Source organism: Janthinobacterium sp. C22 (assembly GCF_057919405.1).
This window is the reverse complement of the sequence record NZ_CP193659.1, coordinates 6161822-6174566: the sequence shown is the minus strand read 5'-3', so window position 1 is coordinate 6174566 and position 12745 is coordinate 6161822. Positions and strand designations below refer to the sequence as shown.

The 12745-nt window shown below is 61.1% G+C and carries 12 protein-coding genes; 6 read left to right on the top strand and 6 right to left on the bottom strand.

Features of this window, described 5'->3' with window-relative positions; translation table 11 throughout:
• Window positions 1-6: 6 nt before the first annotated feature.
• Both ACRHIG_RS28955 and ACRHIG_RS28950 read left to right on the top strand, forming a co-directional pair.
• Complete coding sequence (locus ACRHIG_RS28955) at window positions 7-2571, top strand: TonB-dependent receptor plug domain-containing protein (protein ID WP_489628745.1); 2565 nt, start codon at window positions 7-9, stop codon at window positions 2569-2571.
• 42 nt (window positions 2572-2613) lie between these two features.
• Window positions 2614-3291, top strand: a complete 678-nt coding sequence (locus tag ACRHIG_RS28950; protein ID WP_489628744.1) for a DOPA 4,5-dioxygenase family protein — start codon at window positions 2614-2616, stop codon at window positions 3289-3291.
• A gap of 63 nt (window positions 3292-3354) precedes the next feature.
• On the opposite strand, the gene ACRHIG_RS28945 is transcribed toward ACRHIG_RS28950, so the two are convergent.
• The 4 genes from ACRHIG_RS28945 to ACRHIG_RS28930 all read right to left on the bottom strand — a co-directional run bounded on the left by ACRHIG_RS28945 (window position 3355) and on the right by ACRHIG_RS28930 (window position 7297).
• Entirely contained in the window at window positions 3355-4575 is a 1221-nt protein-coding gene (locus ACRHIG_RS28945) for a polyhydroxyalkanoate depolymerase (RefSeq protein ID WP_489628743.1), read from the bottom strand.
• A 278-nt stretch (window positions 4576-4853) separates the two neighbouring features.
• Window positions 4854-5177: a ferredoxin FdxA gene (gene fdxA / locus ACRHIG_RS28940; RefSeq protein WP_010395176.1), complete on the bottom strand. Its 324-nt coding sequence runs from the start codon at window positions 5175-5177 to the stop codon at window positions 4854-4856.
• 331 nt (window positions 5178-5508) lie between these two features.
• Window positions 5509-5796: a protealysin inhibitor emfourin gene (locus ACRHIG_RS28935; RefSeq protein ID WP_475414399.1), complete on the bottom strand. Its 288-nt coding sequence runs from the start codon at window positions 5794-5796 to the stop codon at window positions 5509-5511.
• 103 nt (window positions 5797-5899) lie between these two features.
• Complete coding sequence (locus ACRHIG_RS28930; RefSeq protein WP_099410296.1) at window positions 5900-7297, bottom strand: gluzincin family metallopeptidase; 1398 nt, start codon at window positions 7295-7297, stop codon at window positions 5900-5902.
• 199 nt (window positions 7298-7496) lie between these two features.
• Here ACRHIG_RS28930 and ACRHIG_RS28925 point away from each other — a divergent pair, with 199 nt between their 5' ends.
• From ACRHIG_RS28925 to proX, 4 genes are all read left to right on the top strand, one after another.
• Window positions 7497-7781, top strand: a complete 285-nt coding sequence (locus tag ACRHIG_RS28925) for a polyhydroxyalkanoic acid system family protein (RefSeq protein ID WP_475414398.1) — start codon at window positions 7497-7499, stop codon at window positions 7779-7781.
• Window positions 7782-8364: 583 nt separating this feature from the next.
• Complete coding sequence (gene proV / locus ACRHIG_RS28920; protein WP_076569217.1) at window positions 8365-9597, top strand: glycine betaine/L-proline ABC transporter ATP-binding protein ProV; 1233 nt, start codon at window positions 8365-8367, stop codon at window positions 9595-9597.
• Window positions 9594-10697, top strand: coding sequence for a glycine betaine/L-proline ABC transporter permease ProW (gene proW, locus ACRHIG_RS28915; RefSeq protein WP_489628742.1), 1104 nt, complete (start codon window positions 9594-9596; stop codon window positions 10695-10697). The genes proV and proW overlap by 4 nt, the downstream gene beginning before the upstream one ends.
• A gap of 12 nt (window positions 10698-10709) precedes the next feature.
• A complete protein-coding gene (gene proX, locus ACRHIG_RS28910; protein WP_489628741.1) occupies window positions 10710-11762 on the top strand; it encodes a glycine betaine/L-proline ABC transporter substrate-binding protein ProX in 1053 nt (350 codons plus the stop codon).
• A gap of 90 nt (window positions 11763-11852) precedes the next feature.
• On the opposite strand, the gene ACRHIG_RS28905 is transcribed toward proX, so the two are convergent.
• A complete protein-coding gene (locus ACRHIG_RS28905) occupies window positions 11853-12314 on the bottom strand; it encodes a GNAT family N-acetyltransferase (protein ID WP_489628740.1) in 462 nt (153 codons plus the stop codon).
• A gap of 47 nt (window positions 12315-12361) precedes the next feature.
• Window positions 12362-12616, bottom strand: a complete 255-nt coding sequence (locus ACRHIG_RS28900) for an acyl-CoA-binding protein (RefSeq protein ID WP_071325159.1) — start codon at window positions 12614-12616, stop codon at window positions 12362-12364.
• Window positions 12617-12745: the final 129 nt, after the last annotated feature.

Below are 12745 nucleotides of genomic sequence, written 5' to 3'. Positions count from 1 at the left end.
TTTCGTATGCCGGAATTGATTCACAAGCAAGAACCCGTTCCCCGTTTGCGGCAATTGGCGCACGCCGTCTCGCTGGCCGTGCTCGTGCTGGCTGCGCCTGGCGCGGCCCGTGCGCAAGCCACGCCGGACGGCGCTGACGCGCTGGCTGGCGGGCCGCTGGACGCCGTTATCGTCACGGGCGCGCGCGGCACGGGCCGCACGGTAACCAACAGTGCCGCGCCGATCGACGTGATCAGCGCGCAGCAATTGCAGGCGACCGGTAAACTGAACTTGCTCGACGCGCTCGATACGGCCTTGCCATCGTTTAACTTGCCTGCCCGCGTGCAGCCCGACCTGGGCAGCATCGTGCGCGCCGGCCAGCTGCGCAACCTCGACCCGTCGCATACCTTGGTGCTGGTCAACGGCAAGCGCCGGCATACGACGGCCATCGTCAATGAAGATGGCTTTCCCGGTTCCGTCGCCACCGACCTGGCCCTGATCCCCACAGGCGCCATCGCCCGCGTGGAAATCCTGCGCGACGGCGCCTCGGCCATCTACGGTTCCGACGCCATCGCCGGCGTCATCAACATCATCCTGAAAGCGGATGACAAGGGCAGCTTGAGCACGCAACTCGGCTCGACCTACGCGGGCGACGGCACGAACGGTTCCGCGCGCATCGATGGCGGCACGCGCCTGGGCGAACACGGCTTTGCCCACTTCGGCGCCGAAGTCCAGCGCCAGGGTATCGCCGTGCGCAATTTCGGCTTGAATCCCGCCTATCTGTCGTATCCGGCCGTGCGCAACAGCGATGGCCAGCTGGTCAAACTGGGGCCGAACAACAGCTTGCCGGCCGGCGCGTCGCCGAACCCGGCCGACGCGACGCGCAACAGCAATCCGTGGCGCAATACGGGTGTGCCGCAAAGTACGACCGCCTCGCTCAGCGCCAATCTCGGCTATGACCTGTCGAACGAGGTGCAACTGTACGGTTTCGGTACCTACGCGCACCGCAATGCCCGCTCGGCGCAGAATTTCCGCTTGCCCAATACTATTTTCAATAACAACAAAGGCTTGCTGGCCGTGTATCCCGACGGCTTCACGCCATATGAAACGACGAGCGAAAACGACTTTTCCTTGACGGGCGGCATCAAGGGCGAGACGGCCGGCTGGAGCTGGGATATCAGCAGCACCTACGGACGCGACGATATCGACGTGGGCGTGGAGCACTCGGCCAACTATTCGCTGGCTTATCCGGGCGGCAAGACGGATTTTGACATCGGCAATCAGCGCTACAGCCGCTCGACGACGAATGCGGACGCGCGCCGCCCCGTGCAGCTGGGCTTGAGCGAACCGGCCGACCTCAGCGTCGGTCTCGAGTACTCGCATGAAACGCAGCAGCGCAGCCCGGGTGAACCCGCTTCCTGGCAGGGCAGCGGTTCGTCGGCGCTGGCAGGCTACCTGCCCGTCGATTCGTCCGACACGGCGCGCCACAGCTATGCGGCGTATATCGGCCTGGGCGCCAAACTGACGCCGCAATGGCTGCTCGACACGGCCTTGCGTGCCGAAAAGTATTCCGATTTCGGCAGCAAGACGACGGGCCGTTTGTCGGCCCGCTATGACCTCACGCCCACGGTCGCCGTGCGCGGCACCGTCAGCAACGGTTTCCATGCGCCTAGCCTGGTGACGCAATCGTATTCGAACACGTCCGACCATGCGGGCGTGCCGTACACCCTGGCGCAGCCCAATTCCGGTGCCGCGCGGGCCTTGGGCGCGCAAGCATTAAAACCGGAAAAATCGACGAATCTGTCGGCCGGGCTGACCTTCAATCCCACGCCGACCCTGCGCCTGGCCGTTGACGCGTATCAAATCAGGGTCAGCGACCGCCTGGGCGTATCGTCGAACATCGGCATCGATCGCAGCTCGGGCGTGGCGCTCGATGGCAGCGGCCGGCCGCTGACCGCGGCGCAAGCGACCGTCATTGAAAACCTGCTGCGTTCGGCGGGACTGACGGTGGGCAATGGCCTGGTCGCGCATTATTTTGCCAACGTGGGCGACACGCGCACGCGCGGCGTCGACTTGACGGCCGAGGATGTCTTGCGCGTGGCCGATGGCAAGCTGCGCTGGACGGCGGCCGCGAATCTCAACCATACGAGCCTGGTGGGCAAGGCGGAACTTCCCGCCGTGCTGCAAGGCTTGCCGAACATCGGCACCCTGAGCAAGTCGGCCGAGTACGACTTGCTGTACCGGGCCCCGCGCGACAAGGAAATCCTCACGCTGGCGTATGAAAAAGCCGGCTGGACATTCAATGTACGCGAAACGCGCTACGGCAAGCTCAAGCGTCTGAACGCCATCACGGGCGGCGATTACCAGCTGAAGGCGACCTTCGTGACGGATGTCAGCGTCGGCTACGACGTCAGCAAGCGCATCAACGTGACGGTGGGCGCCAACAATGTCTTCGACCAGAAACCGAGCCAGGTGCCACGCGAGGCGCGCAGCGCCGCGAATCTGGCGCAGTACACGGGCGCGTATGACAACTCGGGACCGCTGGGTGTGCTGGGCGGCTATTACTACGCCCGCGCCACCGTCTCGTTCTGATTTACCGCATCCCTCTACCGATCATCAAGAACAGGAAATCCTATGTCTGACAAAAATCAACACGCCGCCATCGATCTGGAATGGGCGAATCTCCTTTCTCCGCAACGCCGCACGGTCTTGCGCGGCGGCGGTCTGGTGGCAGCGCTGGCCGCCTCCGGCCTGGCGGGGACGGCCCTGGCACAGGAGGGCGCCGTCAAGCGCGCGAAACCGGCGCCCGGCAAAAGTCCATGGGGCGAGCATACGGATACGGCGCCCACGCCGCGTCCCGTCAGCGTGCGGCCCGGCGAGGAAACCTTGCCGTCGGCACCACGTGCCTATACGGATATCGAGAGCTATCACGCGCATATCTATTTTGACGAAGACAGTTACCAGAAGGCGGCGCTGATACGCAAGTGGGCGGCCGAGCGCTTTCGGATCGAGCTGGGCGACTGGAACCTGGAGCCGCGCGGCCCGCACGTGACGCCGTCGTTTTACTTTGGCTTTAGCAATGACCTGTTATCGGTGATCGTGCCATGGCTGCAGCTCAACAGCCTGGGACTGACGATATTGATCCACCCGAATACGGAAGATCCGCGCGCCGACCACCTGTATTACGCGCTGTGGGTGAACCGTTCGCAGCCCGTGAATGGCTATGCGATGAAGAAGCCGGGGCCGGGCGAGCCAAGGGTCGAGCAAATCTTTGTCAATACGCGCCCGACGGTGAAAATCGAGCGCGCGTGAGCGGGGTAAAAAAACGCCACGCCAGTATGAACTGGCGTGGCGTTTCGATGGATATGCCGTGTATCAGCCGTGTTTTTGAATGAATTCGCCGATCTTCGGGCAAATGATCTCGCGCCAGCGGCGGCCCGAGAAGATGCCGTAATGGCCACATTTTGGCGCCACGAAATCTTGCTGCATGTCGGCAGGGATGCCGGAACACAGATCATGCGCCGCCTGCGTCTGGCCGGCGCCGGAAATATCGTCCAGCTCGCCTTCCACGGTGAACAGCGCCACGTTCGTGATGTCTTGCGGACGCACCAGCTGGCCTCCCACTTTCCACGTACCCTTCGGCAGGCTGAATTCCTGGAAAACCGTTTTAATGGTTTCCAGGTAGTACTCGGCCGGCATGTCCAGGACGGCGTTGTACTCGTTGTAGAACTGGCGGTGGCCTTCCGCCGGCTCGTCATCGCCCGTCACCAGGTGCATGTAGAACTCGCGGTGGCTTTGCGCGTGGCGGCCCGGGTTCATGGCGATGAAGCCGGCGTGCTGCAGGAAGCCCGGATACACCTTGCGGCCAAAGCCCGGGTAGTTCGGCGGCACCGCGTAGATCACGGTGTTTTCAAACCACGAGAATTTCTTTTCCGTCGCCAGGTTGTTCACTTGCGTAGGCGAGCGGCGCGGGTCGATCGGGCCGCCCATCATCGTCATGGTTTTCGGCATGTGCGGATCTTTTGCCGTCGCCATCAGCGAGATGGCCGCCAGCACGGGCACGGTCGGTTGACAGACGGAAATCACGTGCAAATCAGGCGCCAGCAGGCGGATGAATTCCTGCACATAATAAATGTAGTCATCGAGGTGGAACGGGCCTTCCGTCAGCGGTACCATGCGCGCGTCCGTCCAGTCGGTGATGTAGACATCATGCTCGGCCAGCAAGCCGCGCACGGTGTCGCGCAGCAGGGTCGAGTGGTGACCGGACAGGGGGGCAACCAGCAAAACTTTGGGCTGTTGCAAGCCAGTGGCTTCTTTTTTGAAGTGAATCAGGCGGCAAAACGGTTTTGTCACGACAACGTGTTCGCGGATGTCGACGCTCTCGCCTTTGACGAGAACGGATTTGATATCGAATTGTGGTTTTTCGTAGTCTTTGCCAAGGCGGTACATCAGCTCGTAGCCGGCTGCGATGCGTTGCGAAAACGGGGTGTGGGCCAGTGGAGAAACCGGGTTGGTAAATAACTTGGAGGACATGTCTGCCCATTGCATCACCGGAGTGAGGAAAGAGCGTTGCAGTTCGTGCAGTTGGTAAAGCATATAGAGTCCTTGTTTGATTCCAAGCGCCAATATCGGCTCAAATATCATAATCCAATTTTACGATATTTGTTGAGGACAAAATGTGCTTTACCGCGCATAGGTCCACAGTTTGCGCATACTTGTGACAGCGCGCCACAGTAACGTGGATAGACCTGCAACGATGCTTTAAAAGCAAAAAAAGCAGCGTTTCCGCTGCTTTTTGTCTGTTCTTTGCCGCCACGCCCCTGCGGGGAAGAGTATCCATCCCCGCCGGAATTGCCGCCGCAGCTGCCGTGCGTTTAGCGCACCAGCATGTCGAGCTTGTCCTTGACGTCCTTGTATTGCTCGGCTTCCGGCAAGGCAGCCTTCGTCTTGGTGATCGAAGGCCAGTTACGGGCCAGATCGACGTTGATCTTGATGAAGGCTTGCTGGTCGCCCGGCACGTCCTCTTCCGCGAAAATCGCGTTCACCGGGCACTCTGCCACGCAGACGGCGCAGTCAATACATTCGTCCGGATCGATTGCCAGGAAGTTCGGGCCTTCCCGGAAACAATCTACCGGGCAGACATCGACGCAGTCGGTATAGCGACAGGCGATGCAGGATTCGGTGACAACGTGGGTCATAACAGTCCTATCAATTTGGGGGAGGTGCTGTAGCGCCTGCAGGAACCTCGGCGGCGCATACTAAAGCAAAGCATTGTATTTTAAGGCAATTCGCTATTTCTCACAAATCCCGCTTATATACAATACATATAAGCAAATTCATTTTTTGGTAGTCGCATTGCCGCGCAGAGCGGGCAGTTCAGCGACTATCCGTGACGTTGCCATGAAGAACGCGGCAAGAACGCGACAGTCGCCCGATACTGCAGAGGGCAGGGCGGGTGACGTGCTGGCTTGCCGTGTGGTGTTTTTGTTTTACTCAAGTCAAGATCGGCACAAATAAGTGCCGCAACAATCAGGCGCTGGCGCGTATTTGCGTCAGCAATTGCTGCCACCGTGCATTTTCAGCACTGCCATCCTCGGCAAACGTGATGGTGCGGCGTGCGGTGGGCGCATCGACGGTGATCTGCCAGTGGGGAATATCGGCGCCCACCTGTTCATCCGTGGCCTGCGGATGCGTGAAAAAGCCGCTGCTGGCCAGCGCCGCTTCCAGGTGGGGGCCAGCCGGATGGGCTTGCGTATCGATCTCGTACTGTTCGCTCAGGCCGGCAAAGCCGCCGCTGCTGCGGGCTGAAATTTTCATGCTGCTCCTTGCTGTTGTGGGTGGTGTGGGCCGCGCCATGGCCTGCCGCTGGTGCGGCTGGCCTGAAGCGGACGCGCCGGTGCGCTGCCTTATATGGGGCTGTTTACCGGGGACCGTAACTGCGGCACCAGGCCGCCAGCGCTTCGCGTTCCGCTTCGAGCAACTGGTCCGATTCGCTGTATTCCGCATGGTTCATGGTACCGCAGCAGGCGCGCCGGTCTTGCACGGCGCCGTCTTCATCGACGATATCGGGGGCAAACGTCATTTGCCCATCCTCCGTCATGGCATTGGCCTTGAGCACTTCGCGCACGGTAAAGCTGTTGCGGATGAAATCGAGGTAGGCGCCATTGCCATCGGCCTGGGCGATCGTCAGCATGTGGCCGGCCACATCGGCATAGGTGGCGGCTTGGTCGGGCGATGCCACCAGGGCGCGCAGGACCAGGCTGCGCAGGTAATCGCCGCAGCGGTGCAGCACGGCCGCGTCGTCTTCCAGCTGGGGCTGGCGTTCGTGGGCAAAGATGTCGGCCAGGATGTCGTAGATGGCGCCCGTAAATACTTGCGAGATGGCGTGCACTTCCGTGCCCGCTTCGGACAATTTGATGTCATTGTCGGCATTGCGCAAGCCATTCGGCCGGCCCAGCGCCAGACCGAACTGTTCCGCCAGGTCGGCCAGGAAGGTCTTGTCGTGCAGGTCGGATTTCGTTTGCGCGATCACCGCTTCCACCTGGTCCAGCTGCGACAGGGCCAGGAAGATGGCCGTCAGGTCGCCGAACGATTCGTGCAAGCCGCCCGTTTGCGGCGGATTGTTGCTGAGCAGCCAATTCGGCTTGAGCCCATCGAGCACGGCGTGCCCCGTTTCATGCGAGACGATGTCGAGCGAGCGGCAGGTGTAGACGCGCTCGGTGGCGCCGCTGGGGATGAAGTCGCCGAACTTGAGGGCCTTGTCGCTGCGGCTGTAATACGCATTCATGACGTTGGGCAAGCCATGCGGGAACACGCGCAGCGGTGCCGTATTGCTGGCGCTGTTCCATTGCCAGGGCAGGGGCGGCGCCGTGTCGTTGCTGGCCAGCGCGCGCTGGTACATGGTGAGCGTCATGCGCACGATGGCAAACGTGTGCACGGCGTCGAACTGGTCGGTGTTGGGCGAGACGATGAAGTCGCCGAAGGCATTCGGGCTGACCTGCGCGATGCCCGGTTCGCCAAACGTGATGCGCGCGTCGCGCGGGCCTTGCAGGATCAGTCCGGGCAAAAAGGCTTTACGGGTGCCCAGGTCGCTGACGGACGGATCTTGCTTCCAGATCAGCACGCGTGAACCGACGGGCACGGCGGCCAGGTTGCGCACCGTTGCCTCCGTCAGGCGTGGCGGGCCCGGCTGCAGGGTCAGTTGCGCATTCTTGCGGTGCTGGCGGTAGGGCGCCGAGGGGGTAGGGACATAGCCGACGGGCAGGGACACGCATTTGGTCAGTACGGCTTCGACCGGCACGATGACTTTCTGGTCCATGGTAGCTCTCCAAGACACGCGCAACTGGAATTGGAATAGTCATCCCGCTTCGGCGCGTCCGGTTTGATCGCGCGCAAACGACATGCGGGAAGGACGGGCTTTTTAGCCGCCCGGCGCCCGCTGCGGTCGTGCCCGCCGCATGGCGGCTGGTATGATGCTGGCCGTATTGCCCCCGTTTTTATAATAAAAGGATCGTTTGATGGCGGATATAAATATAGTTCAGCAACATAAGCTGACAGCAGCAAAGGCGCGCGAAGCGGCGCAGCAAGTGGCCGACAAGCTGGCCCAGGAATATGACCTGGCGTGCGCCTGGGATGGTGATGTGCTGCGCTTCGAGCGCAGCGGCGTCGATGGTTCGCTGACCCTGGAAAAAGAGCAGGCGCAACTGCAAATCAAGCTGGGCTTCATGCTCAGCGCCTTCGCCTCCACGATTGAAGGCAAGATCGCCGAGAAGATGCGCAAGGTGTTTACCGAGTCAGCTTGACGGCGTTTCACCCGCTTGTCTGGCGCCCTGTTTGATGCTAGGGAGCGTGTCGCGGCGATGGGCGAAAAGACGATGAAAACATGTCGCTTTTCGCCTTTTTTACGTCCGACTGTACGCTGGCGAACATTGCTAGCACATTTCTATTTGGAAAGCCATTGGACTTTGGTGGCTTTTTGCGTTATACTTGAGTCATATTTACAACAGCTACACCGCGTTTCACCTTCTGCTTCGCAGTACTCTCCGCTCGCTGAGTGGTGAATAATTCTTCGGGTTTTACACCCGCATCCAGTTTAAAAGTAGCTTGGTCGATTTTTTTCGGTCAAATACATTTGGTGCCATGTATTTGCATGGCGCTAGCGTTGTTAAAAGTCCTGAACCACAGCCTCTTTTAGCACGCACACGGCACCCCGGCACCGGCTTTGGCCATCCGCTGGTCACACGCGTGTCACCCCCTGTTTCCTGTCGCTCCCGTGCGCATTGCGCGCCGTGGCGTAGCCGACGCAACAGGGTTTGCTGATTCCCGCCGCAAGCTGGCAGCTTGCTGGGTTTCAATCCATTCGTCAAATCGAGGGAGAACCACATCGTGGCAAAACAAATCATTATCGACCATGTGTTCAAAGTGTTCGGCGACAAGCCAGAAGAAGCACTTGAACTCGTCCGTCAGGGCGCCAGCAAGCAGGACATCCTGGCCAAGACCGACTGCACCATCGGCGTCTTCGACGCCACCTTTACCATTGAAGCGGGCGAGATCTTCGTCATCATGGGCCTGTCCGGTTCGGGCAAGTCGACCCTGGTGCGCATGCTGAACCGCCTGATCGAGCCCACCGCCGGCCGCATCCTGATCGACGGCAACGACATCAACACCCTGCCGGACGCCCAGCTGCGGGCCCTGCGCCGCAAGGACATCAGCATGGTGTTCCAGTCGTTCGCGCTGCTGCCGCAAATTACCGTGCTCGACAACACTGCCTTCGGCATGGAACTGGCCGGCATGCCCAAGGCCGAGCGCCATGCGCTGGCCCAGCAAGCGCTGGAGCAGGTGGGCCTGGACGGCTACGGCGCCAGCTATCCTGACGAATTGTCGGGCGGCATGCAGCAGCGCGTGGGCCTGGCCCGTGCGCTGGCTTGCGATCCATCGATTCTGCTGATGGATGAAGCGTTTTCCGCGCTCGATCCGATTATCCGTACGGAAATGCAATCGGAACTGCTGCGTTTGCAGCAAATCAAGCGCCGCACCATCGTCTTCATTTCGCATGACCTCGACGAAGCCATGCGCATCGGCGACCGCGTCGCCATCATGAAAGACGGTCACGTGGTGCAGGTGGGTACGCCGGAAGAAATCCTGCGCAAGCCGGCCAACGATTACGTGCGCAACTTCGTGCGCGGCGTCGATGCGGCGGCCGTCTTCAAGGCCAGCGATATCGCCCGCAAGAGCCAGATCGTCGTGTCCGAGTCGCCGAGCCGCGGCTCGCGCGCCGCGCTGTCGATGCTGGAAGAGCAGGATCGCGCGTTTGCGTATGTCGTCAATCCGCAGCGCAAGTTCCTCGGCGTCGTCTCGGCCGATTCGCTGCGCAATGCGCTCGACGGCCATGTCGGTCCGCTGGGCCTGGCGCATGCCTATCTGCCCGACGTGCAGACCATCAATGCAGACGAGCCAGTCGCCGGCCTGTTCGGCCAGGTGGCGCAACTGCCTTACGCCGTCCCTGTGGTGGCCAATGACGGCAGCTTCCGCGGCGCCATCAGCAAGACGACCTTGCTGAAGTTCCTCGACCGCGACACGCCAGCCATTGCCGAACAACAACAGAAAGGACAAGCATGAACCCAAGCACCGTTTCCACAGTAGAACCTGTTGTTGAACAGGCCGTCCAGATCAATCCCTGGGCGCTGACGCCGCCCACCGACGCCAGCACCGCGTGGCTCGACGCCGCCGCGCCTGCCGTGCAACCGGAACACGCGACCGGCTTTCACCTGACGCAGATTTTCGACGGCTCGCTGCCGCTGGAAAGCTGGATCAACCAGGGCCTGGGCTGGGTCGTGGCGCATTTCCGTCCCTTCTTCCAGGCCGTGCGCGCGCCGATCGACAGCGTGCTGTCCGGCGTGGAAGGCGTGCTGCTGGCCGCTCCGTCGCTGACGGTGATCGCCATCATCGGCTTGCTGGCGTGGCAATTCACGAGCCGCACCCTGGCCATCGGCACCGTGCTGGCGCTGCTGCTCGTGTCGATGCTGGGCATCTGGCCGGAAGCCATGACCACCCTGTCGCTGGTGTTGACGTCGCTGGCCTTCTGCCTGGCCATCGGTTTGCCGCTCGGTATTTTCCTTGCCAGCAGCGATCACGCGCAGAATATCCTGCGCCCCTTGCTCGACGCCATGCAGACGACGCCCGCCTTCGTCTACCTGGTGCCGGTGGTGATGCTGTTTGGTATCGGTAATGCGCCGGGCGTGATCGTGACGATCATCTTTGCCCTGCCGCCGCTGGTGCGTTTGACCAACCTCGGCATCCGCCAGGTGCGTCCGGACCTGATCGAAGCGGCCCGCGCCTACGGTGCCTCGCCGTGGCAGCTGCTGACCCGCGTGCAATTCCCGCTGGCCATGCCGTCCATCATGGCCGGTATCAACCAGTCGCTGATGCTGTCGCTGTCGATGGTCGTGATCGCCTCGATGATCGCCGTGGGTGGCTTGGGCCAGATGGTATTGCGCGGCATCGGCCGCCTGGACATGGGCCTGGCAACCGTGGGCGGCCTGGGCATCGTGCTGCTGGCCATCACCCTGGACCGCTTGACGCAAGCGATGGGCCAGCCACGCCGCGGCGTGCGCCACTGGTATCAGACGGGTCCCGCCGGTTTCGTGCTGCGCCTGGTGCGCGGCAATACGGAGAAAAATAATGTTGAACAGCAAGCAACGCTGGCCAACGCACAATAAGAAAGGATTTACATGCATCAAATCGCACATTTTAAAGAGACGCAAAAATCGCAGCGCAAGTTCCAGCTGTTTTCCGCCCTGGCGATCGCCGCCATGGCCCTGACCACCAGCCTGGCCATGGCGCAGGCGCCGGCCGCCGATGCGCTGCCCGGCAAGGGCATCAAGGTGCAGCCGCTGCAAAGCTCGATTGCGGAAGAAACCTTCCAGACCATGCTGGTCGACAAGGCCCTGGAAAAGCTCGGCTACGAAGTGCAGCCGATCAAGGAAGTGGAATATCCGACCGCGCATATCGCCATCGCCAACGGTGACGCCACCTTCATGGCCGTGCATTGGGACCCGATGCACAAGGATTTCTATAACAATGCGGGCGGCGACGCCAAGCTGCTGCGCACGGGCCAGTATGCGGGTCCTGCCGCGCAAGGTTATCTGATCGACAAGGCGACTGCCGAGAAGTACAACATCACGAATATCGACCAGTTGCGCGATCCCACCCTGGCCAAGCTGTTCGACCACGATGGCGATGGCAAGGCCGATTTGACGGGTTGCAACCCGGGCTGGGGCTGCGAAGCGCTGATCGAGAACCATATGGATGCGTACAAACTGCGCGAAACGGTGACGCACGTGCAGGGCAGCTATGCGGCCCTGATCGCCGACACCCTGGGCCGTTACAAGCGTGGCGAACCGATCCTGTACTACACGTGGACGCCGTACTGGGTCAGCGGCGTGCTGGTGCCGGGCAAGGACGTGGTCTGGCTGAAAGTGCCGTTCTCGGCCAATCCGGACAAGGTGAACACCCGCCTCGACGATGGCAGCGACTACGGTTTTGCCGTCAACACGGCGCGCATCGTATCGAACAAGGCCTGGGCGGAGAAAAACCCGGCCGCAGCCAAGCTGTTCGAAGTGATGCAATTGCCCGTGGCGGACATCAATGCGCAGAACGAGCGCATGCGCCGCGGCGAAAACACGCAGGCCGATATCGCCCGCCATACGGCCGGCTGGATCAAGTATCACCAGCAAAAGTTTGACGGCTGGATCGCGCAAGCGCTGGCGGCGGCAAAAAAGTAAATTACGGCTGATACAGGCGTAAAAAAGTGGCTACCGGTTTGGTAGCCACTTTTGCGTTAACGGCCTGTTTTGGTGGTTTTTTGTGAGTTTTCAGCCGTTTTCGGCCAGTTTCAGGTGCAAAATGGGGAAAGGCTTGCCAAAGGGGTCGCATTCCGACCGGTTTTCCCCGATAAAACCCAGGTGGCGGTAAAAGCCGTGCGCTTGCGTGTTGTGCTCGTTGACGTCGACGGCCGTGGCACCCAAGGCCGTGATGGCGTACCGGACCAGCGTGCGGCCGGCGCCGCTGCCGCGTTGATCGGGATGCACGAACAGCATCTCGATCTTGGCGTGCTCGACGCAGAGGAAGGCGTACGGGACACTGTTGGCATCGCGTAGCACGTGAAGCAGATGGTCCGCCGTCACTCTGGCCAGCTCATCGCGAACGTAGGGCATGAGGAAAGCGATATCGCTGTCGGCGAGGAAATCGTGGGTGGCGCGTACGGACAGGTGCCAGACGTCGAACAGACGGGGCAGGTCGGTGGCATGGGCCAGGGAAATCGGTGATGGTGTCATGCGGAAATAATAACATTGCCCCGGGCTGTGCCGGGGCAGGGGGATGATCAGTCCTTCAAATCTTCGATCAGGTCGATGTATTGCTGTTGCGCCTCTTCCTTCGAGGTGCCGGCCAGGGCCGCCCAGGCGTCGAACTTGGCGCGGTTGACGAAGTCGGTCATGCCGGGACGTTCGCCCGTGGCGTCGCCGCTCGATGCTTGCTTGAACAAGGCATAGATTTTCAGCAAGGTCATATTGTCCGGACGCTCGGACAGGGTCTTGGAATCGAGCTGCGCTTGGTCGAATTGCTCTTGTAAACTCATGATGGCTCCTGTGTGCTGATGGAATCGCTGGAAAAGTGCGGCAGGTGCGGCGGAGTGGCCACCGTGCGTGCTGCAGTGCCTGACATCATAGTGAAAAAAGCGTGCCGTGCATTAGAGGACATATTCAAA

Coding starts and splice junctions, on each gene's coding strand:
- ACRHIG_RS28955 (WP_489628745.1), top strand. CDS start 7: ATGCCGGAATTGATTCACAAGCAAGAACCCGTTCCCCGTTTGCGGCAA.
- ACRHIG_RS28950 (WP_489628744.1), top strand. CDS start 2,614: ATGTCTGACAAAAATCAACACGCCGCCATCGATCTGGAATGGGCGAAT.
- ACRHIG_RS28945 (WP_489628743.1), bottom strand. CDS start 4,575: ATGCTTTACCAACTGCACGAACTGCAACGCTCTTTCCTCACTCCGGTG.
- fdxA (WP_010395176.1), bottom strand. CDS start 5,177: ATGACCCACGTTGTCACCGAATCCTGCATCGCCTGTCGCTATACCGAC.
- ACRHIG_RS28935 (WP_475414399.1), bottom strand. CDS start 5,796: ATGAAAATTTCAGCCCGCAGCAGCGGCGGCTTTGCCGGCCTGAGCGAA.
- ACRHIG_RS28930 (WP_099410296.1), bottom strand. CDS start 7,297: ATGGACCAGAAAGTCATCGTGCCGGTCGAAGCCGTACTGACCAAATGC.
- ACRHIG_RS28925 (WP_475414398.1), top strand. CDS start 7,497: ATGGCGGATATAAATATAGTTCAGCAACATAAGCTGACAGCAGCAAAG.
- proW (WP_489628742.1), top strand. CDS start 9,594: ATGAACCCAAGCACCGTTTCCACAGTAGAACCTGTTGTTGAACAGGCC.
- proX (WP_489628741.1), top strand. CDS start 10,710: ATGCATCAAATCGCACATTTTAAAGAGACGCAAAAATCGCAGCGCAAG.
- ACRHIG_RS28905 (WP_489628740.1), bottom strand. CDS start 12,314: ATGACACCATCACCGATTTCCCTGGCCCATGCCACCGACCTGCCCCGT.
- ACRHIG_RS28900 (WP_071325159.1), bottom strand. CDS start 12,616: ATGAGTTTACAAGAGCAATTCGACCAAGCGCAGCTCGATTCCAAGACC.